Origin of the sequence: Halorubellus litoreus, from assembly GCF_037081675.1 — an archaeon.
In the GTDB taxonomy this organism is placed as follows: Archaea; Halobacteriota; Halobacteria; order Halobacteriales; family Natrialbaceae; genus Halorubellus; species Halorubellus litoreus.
In genome coordinates, this window is sequence record NZ_JAZAQL010000002.1 from 463,410 (window position 1) to 481,136 (window position 17,727).

Here is a 17,727-nt window from a genome sequence, read left to right on the forward strand (position 1 = left end):
TGGTGGTCGAGAGAGGAGATGTAGGGAGGGTGGTTCGTCAGTTGTCGTCGTCGAACGTCGCGTCGAGGTCGGTGTCGGCCTGCTGGTCGTGATTCTCGGTCGGTTCGGTGTCTGCGTCGGTGATCTCGTCGAGTGCGGCGTCGGGGTCGTCGGGCATCGGGTCGGCGGTGTCGTCGGTGAGCGCGCTCGGTTGTCCCTCGGGGAGTTCCGCGTGGTCGTCGGGCGCGTCGTCGGTGCTGGCGTCGGTCGTGAACCGGTCGAGGGCGTCGCTGAGCGTGCTTGCGTTCGTCGCCAGGTTGCTCGCGCTCCGGGAGACCTCGGTGAGTGCGGTGGTCTGTTCCTCGGCGGCGGCGGCGACGTTCTCGGATTCCGCGGTGGTCTCCTCCGAGATGGTGGCGGCGTCGTCGACCATCGCGACGACCTCCTGCGTGCTCGCGGCTTGCTGTTCGGTGGCGGCCGATATCTCTTGGACGCCCGTGTTCGTCTCCTGGGCGTAGTCCGCGATCTCGTCGAGTGCGGCGACGGCGTTCTCGATGCTGCCGGCGTTCTCCTCGACGCGTTCGCTCGTCCGCTGGACCTCCTGGGCGGTGCGCTCGGTCTGGTCCTGGATGCGTTCGAGGCGGCTCTCGATGTCCTCGGCGGCGTCCTTCGCTTCGCTCGCGAGGTCCTTGACTTCCTGTGCGACGACAGCGAACCCTTCGCCGCCGGCGTCGCCGGCTGCGCCGCCGCGACTGGCTTCGATGTTCGCGTTCAGCGCGAGCATGTTCGTCTCCTTCGCGATGTCGCCGATGAATTCGATGAGTTCGTCGATCTCGCTCATCTCGCTCTCGAGGTCCTCGATGGCGTCGACGGCGTCGGTCGAGTCCGCCTGGAGTTCTCGCATCCCTTCGATGGCGGTCTCCGCTGCTTCCCGGCCTTCGCGGCCGGTCTCGGCGGTGCGTTCGGCGAGGTCGGCGACCTCGTTCGAGGACGCCGCGATCTCTTCGGTCGTCGTCGACAGTTGCTCCATCTCGCCGCTGACGGACTGCAGGCTCTCGTTCTGGCGTTCCGCGCCATCGGAGATCTCCTGGATGGATTCCGTGACTTGTTCGCTCGCCGAACGCACCTCCTCGCTGGAGGCGGTGACCTCTTCGCTGGCGGTCGCGACCTCGCTCGCGAACGCCTTCACCTCCGCGGTCGTCGCCTCGATCTCGGCGACCATCTCGTTGAACTCGACGGCGATGGATTCCATCGCGGCGCTCTCGGAGTCGGCGTTCATCCGCTCGGTGAGGTCGCCGTCGGCGCACGCCTGCATCACGGTGGCGTACTCGTCGGCCTTCCGTTCGAGGTGCGCGGTGAGCGCTTCCGCGTCGGCGCGTGCCTCCTCGGCGTCGGCGCGCGCTTCCTGCGCTTCCCGGATCTGGGTTCGGAGCGAGTTCCGCATGCTGTCGAACCCGTCGTAGAGCCGGCCGTACTCGTCGATGCGGCCGTGCGTGAGTGAGACGCTGAGGTCGCCTTCCTCCATCGCGGCGGCCTTGTCGCGGAGGTGCTGGAGGGGGCGCGTGGTCTGACGGACGATGATGGTGCCGACGACGAGCAGTGAGACGAGCGCGGCGGCGACGAGCGCGCCGACGTTCGTCGCGACGGTGTCGCGGACGGCGAACGCGGACGCTTCGGGCTGGGAGCTGACGACGATCCAGTCCGTGCTCGGGACTGGTGCGTACGCCTGGACGGTGTCGCCGCGGACGCGGAACGCGGGCTGGCCGGCGACGGCGTCCTGGAAGCCGCTGCGGACGACCGCGGTCTCGTCGCCGACGACGGGTTCGCGGTCGGTGGTGAGGACGTTCGTGGTCTGGTCGCCGGGTGCGCGGAGGTCGGTGACGAAGTCCTCGAAGCTCCCGACGACGACGACGGCGAGGTCTTCGTTCCCGGGGACGGGGCTCGCGTACGCCATGACGGCCTGGTTGTCGAACGCGGGGAGGTACGCGCGTTCGGTCGCCCAGACGGTGTCGCTGGACCGGAAGTCGCCGGATTCGAGGGCGGTCCACTCGCCGTCTGCTGCGTCGAGTCCCTGGTTCCGGAGGGACGTGGAGGTCGTGGTGACGAGTTCGCTGTCGGCGACGTTCACGACGTGGACGTTCACGATGACGGAGCGACCACCGGTGTTGTACCGCGACTTCTCGGTTTTGGCGTAGTCGAGGATGGCGTCGGTGCTTGCGGTGTCGTTCCGGAGGACGTCGCTGTCGGAGATGGCCGACGTGCTCGCGCGCCGGTCGGCGCTCCATTCGTTGATGGCGTCGGCGTGCATCGTCGCGGTCGCCTTGAGGTTCTCTTCGGTCTGGGTCTGGACGCGTTGTTCGGTCTGGTAGTAACTGAATGCGCCGGCTCCTGCGACGACCGCGAGGACGACGAGCAGGAGGACGAACAGCTTCAGTCCGAATCGTCTGCGGAGGAAGTTCGGTGCGATGCGTGCGCGCAGGCTCGGTCCGGTCGATGCGTCGTCTTGGTCCTCGTCCCCACTTGACATACGTTCTTGGTCTATAGTCCGATACCGTCCATAAACCCTTGGGCTGTAAAGGGACGGTTTATTGTCGTTTCGCGGTTCGGGACGACACTTTCGCGTCTTGCAGGAGACGTATAGGTGACTACGAATCGGGATGTCGTCGAAGCTGTTGGGTCGTGTCGGATGTTCGCGCGGTGAGTGTTTCGAGGTTGCTCGGTGAGTGTCGCGGGGTTGCTCGGTGAGTGTCGCGGGGTTGCTCGGTGAGTGTCGCGGGGTTGCTCGGTGAGTGCTCGTCGCGTGGGGAACTGGCAACACTCTTTTTCCCGGGTGCGAATTGTCGGGTATGGTAACTGCGAGTGCACCCGGGAAGGTCTATCTCTTCGGGGAGCACGCCGTCGTCTACGGGGAACCTGCGGTGCCGTGCGCTATCGAGCGTCGGGCGACCGTGACCGTCGACCGTCGGGACGACGCACGGCTCCGCGTCGAGTCCGCGGACCTCCACATCTCCGGGTTCACCGTCGAGTACGACGCCGTTGGCGGGACAGCACCGGACGTGGACGCGCCGACGCCGCTCCTCGAAGCGGCGACGGGGTACGTCGACGCGGCTATCGAGCAGGCGCGGGACGCGGCCGACGCACCGGATGCGGGCTTCGACGTGCACGTCGAGAGCGAGATCCCGCTCGGCGGAGGACTCGGGTCGTCCGCGGCGGTGGTGGTGGCGACCATCGCCGCGGCGACGGCGGCGCTCGGCGTCGACGTCGAGGACCGCGAGATAGCGGAGCGCGCGTATCGCGCGGAGAGCGCGGTCCAGGACGGCGAGGCGTCGCGCGCCGACACGTTCTGCTCGACGATGGGTGGCGCAGTCCGGGTCGCTGGCGACGACTGCCGGACGCTCGGGAACCCCGACCTGCCGTTCGTCGTCGGCTACGACGGCGGGGCGGGCGACACAGGGGAACTCGTCGCCGGCGTGCGCGCGCTCCGCGACGAGTACGACTTCGCGGCGGACACGGTCTCAGCTATCGGTGACGTGGTCCGTCGCGGCGAGACGCTCATCGCGGACGCCGCCGACGACCCGACCGAGGAGACGCTCGAAGAGCTCGGCGCGTTGATGAACTTCAACCACGGCCTGCTGGAGGCGCTCGGCGTGTCCTCGCGGTCGCTCGACGAGATGGTGTGGGCGGCCCGCGAGGCGGGGGCGGCGGGCGCGAAGCTCACGGGCGCCGGCGGCGGCGGGTGCATCGTCGCGCTCGACGCCGGCGAGGGGACGGAGACCGCGCTCGACCTGACGCCGACGTGCGAGGACGTCTTCCGCGCGGAACTCGCGACCGAGGGGGTGCGCGTCGAATGATCGTCCTCAAACTCGGCGGGAGCGTCGTCACGGAGAAGGACCGCGAGGAGACCGTCGACGGCGCGGCGCTCGAGGAGGCCGCCGCAGCCATCGCGGCCGCCCGCGACGGCGGCGTCGACGACGTGGTGGTCGTCCACGGCGGCGGATCGTTCGGGCACCCTCACGCCGAGGAGTGGGGTGCGAGCACGACCGAGGGCGTCCGGGACGTCGACGGCGTCACCGCCATCCACGGCGCGATGACGACCCTGAACAAGTTCGTGCTCCGCGCGCTCCACGACGCGGACGTCCCCGCCGTCCCCGTCCACCCGCTCTCCGCGGCGCACCGCGACCGCGACGGCGCGCTCACCCTCCCCAGCGAGCAGGTCGCGACGCTCCTCGACGAGGGATTCGTGCCCGTCCTCCACGGCGACCTCGTCGCACACGCGGGCGAGGGCGCGACCGTCCTCAGCGGCGACGAGATCGTCACCAGCCTCGCCGACTCCATGGACGCCGCCCGCGTCGGCGTCTGCTCGACGGTCCCCGGCGTCCTCGACGCCGACGACGCCGTCGTCCCCGAGATACGGAGCTTCGACGACGTCGAGAACGTCCTCGGCGGGAGTTCGGCGACCGACGTCTCCGGCGGCATGGCCGGGAAGGTCCGCGAACTCCTCGCGCTCGGCGCCCCCGCGAGCATCTTCGACCTCGACGCCCTCCCCGCGTTCCTCGCCGGCGACGAACCCGGAACGACCGTCCACGGCGACCGCTAGCGGATCGACGAGGCGTCGACGGGACGCGACTGGTGGTCGTCGCCGGTCGCGCCAACGTGCCTTACCATGGGATTGATACGGGTTGGCGTCTCCGTACCGGGTATGCAATCGGACGACCTCGCGTCGCGCGTCGAGGACGCACTCGCTGTCGACACCGCTGCGTTCGAGGCGCAGGTGCGGGAGGACGCGTCGGTCATCAAGGAGGAGCTTCGCGAGGGGACGTTCGACAACCCGCAGGCGATCGTCGGGTTCGAGTACGAGTTCTACGCGGTGAACGACGAGACCACGGCGTTGATGCGGGTACCGCGGCGGTTGCTGGAGTTCATCGGGTTCGAGAAGGAGCTCGGGTTGCACAACGCGGAGATGTCGACGAGCCCGCAGCCGTTCAACGAGCACGGGCTCCGCGCGCAGGAGTCGGAGGTGCTCGCGCGCCTCCAGACCGCCCAGGAGTGCGCGAGCGCGGAGGGGATGCGGCTCGTGAGCGACGGGATGTGGACGATTCCGCCGGAGGGCGAGACGGCGACGGGCTACCTGACCGATAGCGTCGAGGACCGCGGCGTCAGGGTCGCGACGAACATGAGCGACAGCGCGCGCTATCACGCGATGGCGAACGCCGACGAGGGCGCGAACCAGGCGGGGATGCGCCTGGACGCGCCCCACGTCGACCTGGCGGCGGACACCGTGATGCCCGAGAGCCTCATCACGAGCATCCAACCGCACTATCAGGTGCCTCACGCCGCGGACCTCCCGGAGTACTTCCAGTACGCGCTCCGTATCGCGGGCCCGTTGCTCGCGCTCGGCGTGAACTCGCCGTTCTTCCCGCCGGACTGCTACGACGACGACGTCGACGCGGCGACCATCCTCGACGACGCCTGGATGGGTCACCGCATCGGCGTGTTCGAGACGGTGCTGAACGCGGAGACCGACACCACGGGGAAGGTCCGGTTCCCGCGGGACGTCGAGTCGGTCGAGCAGGCGGTCGACCGCATCGCCGAGGACGACACGTTCGTCCCGATGCCCGTCGAGTCCTCGAACCGCTTCGACGACAAGTTCGCGGCGTTCCGCATGAAGCACGGGACGTACTGGCGGTGGGTGCGTCCGGTGTTCGGCGGGCCGACGCGATCCTCGGCGAACGCGCGCATCGAGTTCCGCCCCATCGCGGGCCAGCCGACGGTCCGGGACGGTATCGCATTCCAGGCGGTGTTCGCGGGCCTCATGGAGGCGCTCCCGAAGGTCGAGCACCCGGTCCTGGACCTGGACTGGTCGGTGGCGCGAGACAACTTCTACGGCGCGATGCGCGACGGCCTCGCCGCGGACACGGTCTGGATAACGAACGACGGCCAGCACACGCGGGACCTCGCGCGCACCTACGAGGACCTGCTCGCGCACGCAGAGGAGGGCCTCCAGATGCGTGGGCTGGACGAGGACGAGGCGGCGCGGTACACGCACCCGCTGAAGGCGCGCGTACGCCGGCGGATGACGCCGGCGCGCTGGAAGCACGAACGGGTCGCCGCGGCCGTGGACGACGGCGCGTCGTTCGCGGACGCGGTCGAGGACGCCCAGCGGTCGTACGTCGACGCCCAGCGGGAGACGTTGCTGTCGGCGAGCTTCGCGGAGTGGCTCCAGGGCGGCCGCCAGTGACCGGCGGCGTCCCGGGCGCGTGTCCGCGGCGGGTATCGAGCGGTGAGTGGGCCGGAACGGTTTAGACGAGCGGCCGGGAACGACCTGGCATGGTGACGTTTCTCTCCGGTGGCACCGGCACGCCGAAGTTGCTGGACGGGGCCGCGGGCGCGTTCTCGCCGGACGAGACGACGGTCGTCGCGAACACTGGCGACGACGTCGAGCTCGGTGGGCTCATCGTGTGTCCGGACGTGGACACGCTCATCTTCCAGGGCGGGGGCGTTCTCGACCGCGAGCGCTGGTGGGGTATCCGTGGGGATACGACGCGAACGCACGACGCGCTCATGGACGTGGCGAAGGCCGCGGACCTCGACACGGGCCCGCAGTTCCTCCCGAAGGAACGACAGACGGAGGGCCGCGAGCTGGCGCGCTGGCGGCGGTTCTCGGGCGTTGCGGAGTTCATGGAGATCGGCGACCGCGACCGTGCGGTGCACGTGACGCGAACGAGCTTGCTCGACTCGGGCCACTCGCTCGCGGAGGTCACGGACCGGCTCGCGCGCGGGTTCGGGCTGGAACTCGACCTGCTCCCGATGACGAACGACCCGGTGGCGAGCCTCATCCATACGCCCGATGGCGTGATGCACTTCCAGGAGTTCTGGGTGGGTCGAGGCGGCGAACCGACGGTCGAGAACGTCGAGTTCCGCGGGTCGTCGAACGCGGAACCGGCGCCAGGGGTGCTGGACGCGCTCGACGACGTGGTCGTCATCGGGCCGTCGAACCCGGTGACGAGCATCGGCCCGATGCTCTCCGTCCCGGGCATCGGCGCGGCGCTCCAGGACGCGACGGTCGTCGCGGTGTCGCCGTTCCTCGGCGACGAGGCGTTCAGCGGCCCGGTCGCACAACTCATGGACGCCGTCGGCGGCGAACCGAGCACGCAGGGGTTGGCGAGCGCGTACCCGTTCGCGGACGCGTTCGTCGTCGACGAGAACGACGACGCGAACTTCGACGTGCCGACCGAACGGACGGACGTCCGTATCGACGACCGCGATGACGCAAAGCGCGTCGTCCAGGCGGTGACGCGCGCCATCGACGCGGCAGAATAGATATTTGGATTTTACGTATGGTAGATTATTCCTGTCGACTTTTCAGAATAAAATAGGTGGTCCCCCAGAACAGAAAGCGAGTAGAAATCGGCACCGGCTTCTGCTTCGATGAAATCATCGACGCCACCGCTTTGAGTGTCCAATTTATAGATTCGGTTTCTTTTAGTGGGAATGAAAACTGCGCCGGGAGTACCAACGCCCGAAGACATCGGCTGGCCAGGTAATTCCGATTCCCATTTTCTCTCGCCAGAGTCACCTGCATGGCAATAGACCTGATTGTCAGTGCAAACCACGATTCCTTGGTCGGTTAGAGTTGGTGATAAAGTAGTATCGCCACCCAACGGTATCGTCCAGTTTGTCGATCCATCGGTTAACGAGAAAGAGCCCAGCTGTGACCCAGAACTGATGAAAATCGAGCCATCGTGAATCATGGGGCTCGAAAGTGACGTTCTACTCCCCATAATCGAACTACGTTTCCATGTCAGGCTCCCATCCTCGGTATCGATTGCTATGAGGCCGCCATATTGGGTCGCAAACACGAGTGTGTTTCCAGACGCAGCAGGTCCACCAACAAATTCTCTGTCGCTCTCGAATTCCCAGTCCAACGTGTGCGATTCTGTCGACAGAGCGTAAATCTGACTGTCAGCACTACCGAGGAGCCGCTCACCATGGTGAATTCCTCGATCAAGCCAGCCATAACCCAGATCGATGCTATCAGTTATCTCGCCCGAACCCGTATCGAGAACTGTAATTGTGGCATTGTATCCGAGCGTGTACAATGAGTTCTCGTCTACGATGGGTTGGTACGGGTATTCGTTATCTACCGTCTGGGTCCATTTTTGAGTACCACTGGGCCATTCCAGCGCTATGAACGTGGGTTTAAGTTCTTCTTCACTGTGGCTGGTCGGGAGAGTTGGAACCGAAATGTAGAGCGTGGACCCGTCATGCACGGGAGCGAGCAGGTTACCGTCCACTTCGAAGAGCGAGCTGGGTTGAGTGCCGATTGAAGGACAGGGATAGTAGCTTGTACGTGCTGAGTTTCGGTGATGTTGTCGCCACGGTGTGGGACGACACGTCGCTTGTGTAGTTGTGGTCGTCGTTTGGGTAGTTGTTCTCTCTTCGGTGGTGACTGTCGTGGTGGAGGAGTCTGTGGTTTGTGGTAATCGGTCCGTGCATCCTGCGGAGATCGTGGAGGACAGGAGGGCGGCAAGGTACTGTCTACGCCGCACAATCACCGTTGGATATTCTGAATAAAAAGGTTTTGTGGAATCATAGCCAAACTAGATGTATGTGCCTAAGGTGCCATCAGAAGGCACGACCAATAATGACAATTTGATTATTATTTTGCCACGTGACTGGCATCTTTTCCAAACGGCCACTCTCTCTGCACTCTACTCACATCCCAAGGTGGATCGAACGGGTGATTCATCGAGACGACGTCCGTGAACAGATTAGCTGGCGAACCAGTGGAACCGACGCAGTGGAGTGACTGGGCGCGCTAGCGGGCGTATGGACGCTCCGTTCGACCCGCCGCTCGCGCTCGCGAGCCTCTCGGGTGATGCCGACGCCGAGTGGGCGAGAGCGGGCGCGCAGTACGCTGGGGCGGCGTTCCTCGGCGGTATCGCGCTCGACGAGCCCTCGCGCGCAGCGGCGCGGGACCTCGTGGCGCGCGACCGGAACGAGTTCCTCCCCGACGACCCGTTCGCGTGGATCGACGACCAGCTCGATGCGCTCGCCGACGTCGACCTCCGGGCGGGCGTGAACGTCCGCGCGACGTCGCCAGCGCCGGTGCGCGAGGCGGCCGCGGTCTGTGCGAGTCACGACGCAGTCGTCGAGGTGAATGCGCACTGTCGCCAGGACGAACTCTGCGCGGTCGGCTGCGGGGAGACGCTCCTCGCCGACACCGCACGGCTCCGCGAGTACGTCGCCGCAGCCGCGGAGACCGGTGCGACCGTCTCCGTCAAGGTCCGCGCCGGCGTCGACGGCGTCGACCTCGCGGCGACCGCACGCGCCGTCGCGGACGCCGGCGCGACCGTCCTGCACGTCGACGCGATGGACAGCGAGCACGCCATCGCGGGCGTCGTCGACGCGGCACCGTCGCTGTTCGTCGTCGCGAACAACGAGGTCAGGGACGAGGCGAGCGTCCGCGAGTACCTCGCCTACGGCGCGGACGCCGTCAGCGTCGGCCGCCCGAGCACCGACCCGGTCGCCCTCGAACGCGTCAGCGACGCGCTCGACGCAGCCCACGCGTCGACGACGTAACCGGTCGGTCACGCTGGCGCACAGACCGAGCCCGCGGTCACGCCGACTCGACGCCCCGGACTCGACCCGCGGTCAGGCCGACTCGACGCCCCGGACCTCGAACCGTGCACCGCCGAGGTCGGAGTCCTCGCGGACGTCGACCGTCCAGTCGTGCGCGTCCGCGATGTCCGAGACGATGGCGAGTCCGAGCCCCGTTCCGTTTCCGTCAGTGGTCACGCCCGGCTGGAACAGCGACGCCTCGACCGCCTCGTCGAGTCCGGCCCCGTCGTCGGCGACGTAGAACCCGTCGTCGTCGCGTAGTCCGGCCACGACGACGCGCTCGCCGCCGTGCTCGACCGCGTTCCGCACGAGGTTCTCGACGAGCCGCACGAACGACCCCTCGTTCGCCTCGACGACCGCGTCGTAGTCGACGGTCACCTCCACGTCCTCCGTATCGACCGTCTCCACCGCCAAGTCAACGACCGACGCGCTCGAAACGGGCGCGGTCTCGACGTCGCTCCCGCCCCTGGCGAGCGCGAGCACGTCGTCGACGATGCGCTCCATGCGGTCGTGCGCCGTCCGTATCGTGTCCAGGTGCTCGCGGCCGTCCGCGTCGACGTGCTCGGCGAGCACCTCGACGGTCCCCGACGCGAGACTCAGCGGGTTCCGGAGGTCGTGACTGAGGACGCTCGCGAACTCCTCCAAGCGCTCGTTCTTCGCCTCCAGCGCCTCGCGGTGCTCGACGCGGTCCGTCACGTCGAACGCCACGCCGACCACCTGGCTCACGTCGCCGTCCTCGAGGACGGGTTCGTAGCGCGTCTCGAACGTCACGTCGCCGACGGTGATCGTCGACTCGGCGGACGACCCGGCGAGCGCGCTCTCGTAGTTCTCGAGGACCGCCTCGTGCTCGCCGTAGACGTCGTAGATGGACTCGCCGACGAGCTCACCCGGCTCGATACCCAGGCCGTCCAGGCCCGCGCCGACCGACCGCGTGAACACGCCGTCCGCGTCGACGGTGAACGCCACGACCGGGAAGTGCTGCACGATGGTCTCCAACTGCTCTTTGCGTTCGCGGACGCGCTTCTCGCGAGTCACGCGCTCCGTGATCTCCTGGCCGAACCCGACGCCGAACTGGCGGCCGTCGGCGTCCTCGTAGCTCGCGACGTGCATCTCGTAGGGTATCCGTTCGCCGTCGGCGGTCAACAGCTCGCCGTCGTACCGCACGGACCCGCCGTCGCGGACGGTCCGGACGTCCTCCTCGACGCGGTCGTGGTACTCCGGCGGGACGAACTTCCCCGGCGATGCGCCCGCGAGCGCGTCGGCGTCGTACCCCGTGACCGCCTCCATGCTGTCGTTCCACTCGACGAGTCCGTCGTCGACCTGGAACACGAAGAACACGCCGTCGAGCGCCTCCAGGAGCGACCGCGTGAAGCCATCCCGTCGGACGACCTCGTGGTGCTCGGTCGCGGTGCGTTCCGCGGTGACGTCGTCGATGACGACCTGTGCGGCCGGTCGGCCCTCGTACTCCACGGGCGCGGACGTCACGACGCCGTACTTCGAGTCGTCGTTCTCGGTGAGGAACCGCGTCTCGACCGCGTTCGGGGTTTCGCGCTCCTCGAGGACGGCGCGGACGCGTTCGGCGGCGCGGTCGCGGTCGGCGGGATGGACGAGCGCCGCCGCGGACTCCCCGAGGAGGTCCGTCTCGTCGTCCGCCGCGAAGAACTCGACGCAGGCGTCGTTCGCGTACCGAACCCGGAGCGCGTCGTCGACGATCCCGATGGGGACCGGCGCGGTGTCGCACACGCGCTGGAAGCGCGCTGCGGTTCGTTCGACCTCGCGTTCCGCACGCATCGCGTCGACGGCGTTCCGGACGCGGTTCGCGAGCACCTCGAACCGGTCGCTCCCCCCACCCTTCGGGACGTAGTCGGTCGCACCGGCGGCGATAGCGTCGCTCGCAACCGTCTCGGAGCCTTCCCCAGTGAACAGCACGAACGGGAGTTCCGGATGGGTCTCTCGGACGCGTTCGAGGAACTCGAGGCCGTCCATCGCTGGCATCTGGTAGTCGCTGACGATGCAGTCCACGTGCGCGTCGTCGAGGACGTCGAGTCCGGCGGGCGCGCCGACGGCGGTGGTGACCTCGAAGTCGTCGTCGACCCGCTCGAGGGACGTCGCGGTGAGGTCGAGCAGTTGCTCGTCGTCGTCGACGTGGAGGACCCGTACCGCGTCGGTCGTCGCGTCTCGCCACCCAGCCATCTCCCTAGACGAAATCGAGGCGGCGAGTAAACGCTTGGGGGGAACCCAGTGAGGTCCTGCATGGACGCACAAGCCCCTGGGGTGGGGGTGCGTCGGCAGGTGGTGCCGGCATCCGCCGGAGTTTTTCGCGGGGCACGCGAACGGTCTCTCGTGCATTCGACAGCGGCGAACGCCGAACTCGCGCTCCTCGTCGAGGTCGCGGGCACGCCCAAGCCCGGGAACGTCGACCGCGAGCGCGACCTCGCGGACCTCCGGTTCGAGCAGTTCCTCGCCGGTGCCGTCGGCGCGCGCCCCGGACTGGACGCGTGCTGCGACCCGAACTTCGGGCTCGGCGACGGGTTCGAGCGCGCGGTGGCGGGGATGAGCGACCGCGCCGAGACGAACACGCAGTTCGGCGCGCTCCTCGTGCTCGCGCCGCTCGTGCGGACCGCAGCGACCGGCGAGCTCTCCCGGGACCGCGTCCGCGACGTCGTCGCGGCGACGACGGTCGCCGACGCCGCCGCGTTCTACCGGGCGTTCGACCACGTCGACGTCTTCGTCGGCGACCCGCCCGCGGACGCCCCCGAACTGGACGTCCGCCGCGGGAGCGACGCCGTCCCGGCCGTCGAGGACCGCGGGCTCACGCTCGCCGACCTCATGCGCGACAGCGCGGACCGCGACGGCGTCGCCGCCGAGTGGACGACCGGGTTCGAGCGGACGTTCGCGGCCGCCGACCGCATCGCCGCCGCGGACGGCTCCCTCGGCGAGCGCGCCGCCGACGCCTTCCTCGCCCTCCTCGCCGCCGAACCCGACACGCTCGTCGCCGAGAAACACGGCGACGACGTCGCCCGCGAGGTCACCGACCGCGCCGCCGAACTCCGCGAGGACGCCGCTCCCTGCGCGCCGGACCGGGACGCGGTCACCGCGTTCGCCGAGGACCTCGTCGCCCGCGGCGTCAACCCCGGGACGACCGCCGACCTCACCGCCGGCGCGCTGTTCGTCGCGCTCGAACGCTACGGGGTGACGCCGTGACCGACACCGAACGGAACTTGGAGTCCGACCCCTGGCCGACGCGCTTGCGGGGCGTCACCGAGACGGTGGTGGCGACGCTCGGCCCGAACGACCGCTGGAATCAGGCCGCGCTCGGCGTGCACGCCGACGGCCCGGCGTCGACCCGCGACGACGACGGTCGACTGCACGCAGTCACCGCGTTCACGTACGGGAACACGCGAACGCGCCGGAACCTCCACGGCCGCGGCGGGGGCGTCGTCCAGTTCACGACCGACGCCGTCGACTTCACGAACGCGGCGCTCGACGTCTTCGAGACCGACGACCCAGTGCTCGAGTCGGCGGACGCGTGGGTGCGCGTCGACGCGACGCAGGTCGACGCGCGCGACGAGGACGGGACGCGCATCGAGACGTGGCGCCTCGACCCCGTCGAGTCGGCGGTGCGGCGACGCGTCGTCCCGGTCGTCAACCGCGGGCACGCCGCGGTCGTCGACGCGACCGTCGCCGCCTCGCGCCTCGGCGTCCCCGGGTTCGACGACGACGCGCTCCGCGAGCGATTGGAGCGCGCCGTCGACGTCGTCGCGACCTGCGGCGGCGCGCGCGAACGCGAAGCCATCCGCCGCTGCGCCGCCCTCACCGACGACTGGACGCCCACAGGCGACCTCCCAGAGGACTGACCGGGGCGGTCGAGCCGGTCGCGGCGCACCCGGGGCACCCGCCGTGGCGAATCCGCACGACGCCCGGAGAACGAACCCTTTTTGGGGGCGAACGGGGAACGAATCGGTATGGCCATCAAACCCGACTACGTCAAGAAGACGGGTACCATCCTCCTCGAGCAGTACCCGAAGGCGTTCACGACCGACTTCGAGACGAACAAGGACAGCGTCGCGAAGCTCACGAACATCGAATCCAAGGGCGTCCGCAACCGCGTCGCGGGCTACGTCACGCGCAAGAAGAACACCGCCGCGGCCGAAGCGTAACGCGCCGTTTCTCTCGAGTTCCCCGCGACCGATAGCGACAGCGCCGCGAAACGTCGACCGGTACGCGTCGATTCCGGTCGCGGTCGACGCCCCCGAGGCCTGCCGCGGGCGACACGCTTACGCGACGAGGGGCGCTCGCGTGCCGCATGGACGAACGACAACTCGGTTCGACGGGCGAGTCGGTGACAGCGGTCGGCCTCGGCACGTGGCAGATAGGCGGCGCGTGGGGTGACGTCCCAGAAGAGCAGGGACGTGACGTCGTCCGCGCCGCGCTCGACGCGGGCGTGACGTTCCTCGACACCGCCGACGTCTACGGCGACGGGCGGAGCGAGTCCCTCATCGCGGACGTCCTCGCCGAGCACGACGCCGATCCGTTCGTCGCGACGAAGGCCGGGCGACGCCTCGACCCGCACGTCGCCGACGACTACGACCTCGCGCACCTCCGCGAGTTCGTCGACCGGTCGCGCGAGAACCTCGCTGTGGAGACGCTCGACCTCCTCCAGTTGCACTGTCCGCCCACGCACGTCTACTACCGACCCGAGACGTTCGACGCGCTGGAGACGCTCGTCGACGAGGACCGCATCGCGCACTACGGCGTCAGCGTCGAACGCGTCGAAGAAGGGCTGAAAGCGATCGAGTATCCGGGCGTCGAGTCCGTCCAGATCATCTTCAATCCGTTCCGGCAGCGGCCAGCAGAACACTTCCTCGACCGTGCCGCCGACGAGAACGTCGGCGTCATCGTGCGCGTGCCCTACGCCTCGGGCCTCCTCACGGGCGCGCTCTCCGCGGACGACGAGTTCCCCGAGAACGACCACCGGAACTTCAACCGCGACGGCGAGGCGTTCGACGTCGGCGAGACGTTCGCCGGCGTCCCCTTCGAGACCGGACTGGAGGCCGTCGACGAACTCCAATCCCGCGCCGGCGTCGAGGACCTCGCGAGCTTCACGCTCCGGTGGATACTCGACCACGACGCCGTCACGACCGTCATCCCGGGCACGACGACGCCCGCGCACGTCCGGTCGAACGTCGCCGCCGCCGACCGCGCCGCGCCGACCGCCGAGGAGCGCGCCGCCGTCGACGCCGTCTACGACGAGTACGTCCGCGAGCACGTCCACCACCGCTGGTAGCGCGACCGACCGCGGTCGACCCACAACTGGGGGTCAGCGCGCGCCGACGTTCTCCTGGCTCTCGAAGCTGTCCGGGTCCGGTTCGATGTTCGCGTACTGGACCGCTTGCCGGCCGAGCGTCCGCACGCGCTCCGCGAGGCCGTCGTCGACGAACGCGCCGTCCTCGAACGCGTCGTAGGCCTTCGGTATCGCGGCCTGATGCGGGATGACCCACGCGTCGAGCGCGCGGCAGACGGACCGCAGGTGCTCGAGCGCGGTCACGGGGAACCCGCCGCCGGCCACCGCCAGGAGACCGACGGTCTTGTCCTCGAACTCGTCGAACCCGCAGTAGTCGAGCGCGGTCTTCAGCGGCGACGAGTACGACCCGTGGTACATCGGCGTCCCCAGGAGGATGGCGTCCGCGGACGCGACCGTCTCTCGCAACTCGTCGGCGTCCCCGGCGTCGTCCGCGTCCGCGTCGAACACCTGGAGGTCGAGTGCGCGGAGGTCGACGAGCTCCGTGCTCGCGCCCGCCTCACTCGCCGCATCCAGCGCGACCTCGAGCGCGGTCCGCGTGTGACTCGCGTCCCTGAGACTCCCGCATAGCGCGACGACGTGCACGTTCTCAGCCATGGAACGACCGTCGACGGCCGACCTGAAAAACCCACTGTCGACGCCGGGTCGTGGCCGTCGCCGCACCCGGCGACGACGACCCTACAGCGGCATCTCGTCCGCGCGCTCGAAGTAGTCGTCGACGAGCGCGTCACCCCACGAGAGCGCGCTCTCCGTGTCGTTCTTCACGAGCGCCGCCATCCCCGTCCCGTCGTAGACGCCCATCGCCAGCACCCGCGACCCGTCCTCCCGCTGGAGGACGCTCACGCCCACCATCGGGAGCGACTCGATGCGATGCACCGCCACGCGGCCCGTCTCGACCGCCCGCTGGATGGGCTCGCGGTGCGTCGTCGTCAGCTCCGCGAGCGCGTCGTCGCTGAACGCGAACTCGGCGGTCATCCCCGCGTCGACGACGCGACGCTCGAACACGTCGACGTACGCGCCGTACGCCGTCGGCGAGAACCCGCGCGCGTGCTCGGCGTCCTCGACGATGTCGAGGAACGCCCGCACCGGGCGGTCGGGTGCCGACGACGCCGCGCGAATCACGGTCGCGTCCTCGAGCACGTCCGGGTGCGCGAACTCGCGAGACGGCAGCTTCGCGACGACGTCCCGCGCGTCACACATCGCGTCCAGTCGCGACGCGAACCGCTCGTAGAGGTCGACCGCAACCTCGCCGCACGTCGTCAACTCGTAGCCGCCCTCACCGCGCTCGACGAGCGCCTGCGTCCCCAACTGGCGTATCGTGCGGTCCACCGTCGACCGAGCCACGTCCAGCTCCCTCGCCAGCTCGGGCTTGCGGCACGCGCTATCGTCGAGCGCTTCGAGCACCTCGCGCCGGCGAGTGAGCGTCCGCACGAGCTCGTCGCGCTCACCCGGATTCATACCCAGCATGTTCGTCGGCGCGTTCTTACGCCTTACGGCAGTTCACTCGAACCGTCGCTCGGGGTGGAAGACGTAGCTGTGGCGCGCGTCGCTGTCGTAGAGGAGCGCGTCGTCTGGCAACCCGAGGAGGGTCGCGACGAGGTAGACGTCGCCCGCGGCGCCGGCAGTGTTGAACAGCAGGCCGACGAACGCCACGAACGCGACGGTCGAGTCCGGAACGAAGAGCGCCGCGAGGAGGACGGCGTCGACGACGACGAGCGGTGCGATGCCGACGACGAGGTTGTGGTCTCGACGCTGGAACTGGTGGAACGCGGCGGCGTAGAACGCGCCCATCCCGACGAGCACGCCGTAGGAGACGTCGTACCCGAGGAGCCGATACGCGAGCCCGTGCACGAACTCGTGGAGGACGGTGACGCCCACGACGCCGAACGCGAGCGCGAGCGCGAGGACGCTCACGTTCGTCGTGAACGTCACGCTGTCCGCGGTCTCCTCGACCGCGAACGCGGTCGCGAGCGCGTCGGGCCCCTGCGCGACGTAGAGCACCCACCCGAACGCGAGCAGCGACAGAACCGTCAGCGTCCCCACGAGCACGACGAGCACGACGGTCGGGTACCGGAACTCGACGGGGTCGGCGTACCCGACCGGCGTCGCCGGGAGCACGGTCGCGTCAGGGTCGTGCTCGCTCGCCACCTCGTCGGGGACGCGGTCGCGCGGGCCGTCACGACCGTCCTCGACGTCGGCCATACGCTGACAGATACGGGCCGCGTACTAATGCGTCCTGCACGGGTTACACGCGCGCTCGCTCGTGCCGCATCGATGCGGTGCCGCCGAGGCCCGGAAGCGACATCCATTCGTCGAGCTCTGGGCGTGCTCTCGACCGGGACCCGGCGAGCAGTACGTTAATCTCGACTCGCGATGAACGTTCCCTCATGCCCGAACGCGTGCTCGTCGCCTTCGACGGTTCTCCACTCTCCGAACGAGCGCTCACGTACGCGATCGAGACGTTCCCGGGTGCATCGCTCACCACGATATACGTCATCAGTCCCTTCGACGCCGTCCTTGACGTGGAGGCTGGCGGCCTCCCGGTCGCCGAAGACTGGTACGACGACGCGACGGACCGAGCGGCCAGCATCCACTCGCGAGCCAGGGACGTCGCCGCCCCTCACGACGTCGACCTCGACACCGTCACGGAGGTCGGAAAGCCGGCGCGAACGATCCTCGAGTACGCCAGAGAGCACGACGTCGACCAGATCGTCATGGGGAGTCACGGCCGTTCGGGACTCGACCGGACGCTCCTGGGGAGCGTCGCCGAGACGATTACGCGTCGCGCACGGTTCCCGGTGACGGTCGTCGGATGAGCCGCTCGA

16 protein-coding genes are annotated in these 17,727 nt (G+C 68.7%); 10 read left to right on the top strand and 6 right to left on the bottom strand.

All coding sequences use genetic code 11. The features are described from left to right. Positions 1-37: 37 nt before the first annotated feature. Positions 38-2,506: a methyl-accepting chemotaxis protein gene (locus VYJ16_RS09590; RefSeq protein ID WP_336350083.1), complete on the bottom strand. Its 2,469-nt coding sequence runs from the start codon at positions 2,504-2,506 to the stop codon at positions 38-40. 319 nt (positions 2,507-2,825) lie between these two features. Between VYJ16_RS09590 and mvk the strand changes: the two genes are divergently transcribed. The 4 genes from mvk (at position 2,826) to cofD (ending at position 7,299) form a co-directional block, all read left to right on the top strand. Next, positions 2,826-3,830 carry a mevalonate kinase gene (mvk, locus tag VYJ16_RS09595; RefSeq protein WP_336350084.1) on the top strand — a complete coding sequence of 335 codons (1,005 nt, stop codon included), beginning with the start codon at positions 2,826-2,828 and terminating at the stop codon, positions 3,828-3,830. Continuing rightward, positions 3,827-4,576 carry an isopentenyl phosphate kinase gene (locus tag VYJ16_RS09600; protein ID WP_336350085.1) on the top strand — a complete coding sequence of 250 codons (750 nt, stop codon included), beginning with the start codon at positions 3,827-3,829 and terminating at the stop codon, positions 4,574-4,576. Before mvk ends, VYJ16_RS09600 begins: the two co-directional genes overlap by 4 nt. Before the next feature lie 102 nt (positions 4,577-4,678). Next, positions 4,679-6,217 (top strand): glutamate-cysteine ligase family protein, encoded by a 1,539-nt coding sequence (locus tag VYJ16_RS09605; protein ID WP_336350086.1) that lies wholly within the window; start codon positions 4,679-4,681, stop codon positions 6,215-6,217. An 89-nt stretch (positions 6,218-6,306) separates the two neighbouring features. Next, on the top strand, positions 6,307-7,299 hold the full coding sequence (gene cofD / locus VYJ16_RS09610; protein ID WP_336350087.1) for a 2-phospho-L-lactate transferase: 993 nt from the start codon (positions 6,307-6,309) through the stop codon (positions 7,297-7,299). 11 nt (positions 7,300-7,310) lie between these two features. Here the strand turns inward: cofD and VYJ16_RS09615 are convergent, their stop codons facing one another. Then, positions 7,311-8,273, bottom strand: coding sequence for a PQQ-binding-like beta-propeller repeat protein (locus VYJ16_RS09615; RefSeq protein WP_336350088.1), 963 nt, complete (start codon positions 8,271-8,273; stop codon positions 7,311-7,313). 535 nt (positions 8,274-8,808) lie between these two features. Here VYJ16_RS09615 and VYJ16_RS09620 point away from each other — a divergent pair. Then, complete coding sequence (locus VYJ16_RS09620) at positions 8,809-9,561, top strand: tRNA-dihydrouridine synthase (protein WP_336350089.1); 753 nt, start codon at positions 8,809-8,811, stop codon at positions 9,559-9,561. A gap of 72 nt (positions 9,562-9,633) precedes the next feature. Here VYJ16_RS09620 and VYJ16_RS09625 read toward each other — a convergent pair whose 3' ends face one another. Further along, positions 9,634-11,793 (bottom strand): PAS domain S-box protein, encoded by a 2,160-nt coding sequence (locus VYJ16_RS09625; protein WP_336350090.1) that lies wholly within the window; start codon positions 11,791-11,793, stop codon positions 9,634-9,636. A gap of 150 nt (positions 11,794-11,943) precedes the next feature. Here VYJ16_RS09625 and VYJ16_RS09630 point away from each other — a divergent pair, with 150 nt between their 5' ends. The 4 genes from VYJ16_RS09630 (at position 11,944) to VYJ16_RS09645 (ending at position 14,887) form a co-directional block, all read left to right on the top strand. Then, positions 11,944-12,804 (top strand): triphosphoribosyl-dephospho-CoA synthase, encoded by an 861-nt coding sequence (locus VYJ16_RS09630; protein ID WP_336350091.1) that lies wholly within the window; start codon positions 11,944-11,946, stop codon positions 12,802-12,804. After that, positions 12,801-13,457, top strand: a complete 657-nt coding sequence (locus VYJ16_RS09635; RefSeq protein WP_336350092.1) for a DUF447 domain-containing protein — start codon at positions 12,801-12,803, stop codon at positions 13,455-13,457. Before VYJ16_RS09630 ends, VYJ16_RS09635 begins: the two co-directional genes overlap by 4 nt. Positions 13,458-13,565: 108 nt before the next feature. After that, positions 13,566-13,760: a 30S ribosomal protein S17e gene (locus VYJ16_RS09640; protein WP_227131326.1), complete on the top strand. Its 195-nt coding sequence runs from the start codon at positions 13,566-13,568 to the stop codon at positions 13,758-13,760. Between the two features lie 146 nt (positions 13,761-13,906). Next, a complete protein-coding gene (locus VYJ16_RS09645; RefSeq protein ID WP_336350093.1) occupies positions 13,907-14,887 on the top strand; it encodes an aldo/keto reductase in 981 nt (326 codons plus the stop codon). A gap of 33 nt (positions 14,888-14,920) precedes the next feature. Here VYJ16_RS09645 and VYJ16_RS09650 read toward each other — a convergent pair whose 3' ends face one another. From VYJ16_RS09650 to VYJ16_RS09660, 3 genes are all read right to left on the bottom strand, one after another. Beyond that, positions 14,921-15,499, bottom strand: a complete 579-nt coding sequence (locus VYJ16_RS09650; protein ID WP_336350094.1) for an NADPH-dependent FMN reductase — start codon at positions 15,497-15,499, stop codon at positions 14,921-14,923. An 81-nt stretch (positions 15,500-15,580) separates the two neighbouring features. Further along, positions 15,581-16,360, bottom strand: coding sequence for a helix-turn-helix transcriptional regulator (locus VYJ16_RS09655; protein WP_336350095.1), 780 nt, complete (start codon positions 16,358-16,360; stop codon positions 15,581-15,583). A gap of 42 nt (positions 16,361-16,402) precedes the next feature. After that, entirely contained in the window at positions 16,403-17,104 is a 702-nt protein-coding gene (locus VYJ16_RS09660; RefSeq protein ID WP_336350096.1) for a DUF3267 domain-containing protein, read from the bottom strand. Positions 17,105-17,289: 185 nt separating this feature from the next. Between VYJ16_RS09660 and VYJ16_RS09665 the strand changes: the two genes are divergently transcribed. Further along, positions 17,290-17,718, top strand: a complete 429-nt coding sequence (locus tag VYJ16_RS09665) for a universal stress protein (protein ID WP_336350097.1) — start codon at positions 17,290-17,292, stop codon at positions 17,716-17,718. The last annotated feature ends 9 nt before the right edge of the window (positions 17,719-17,727 follow it).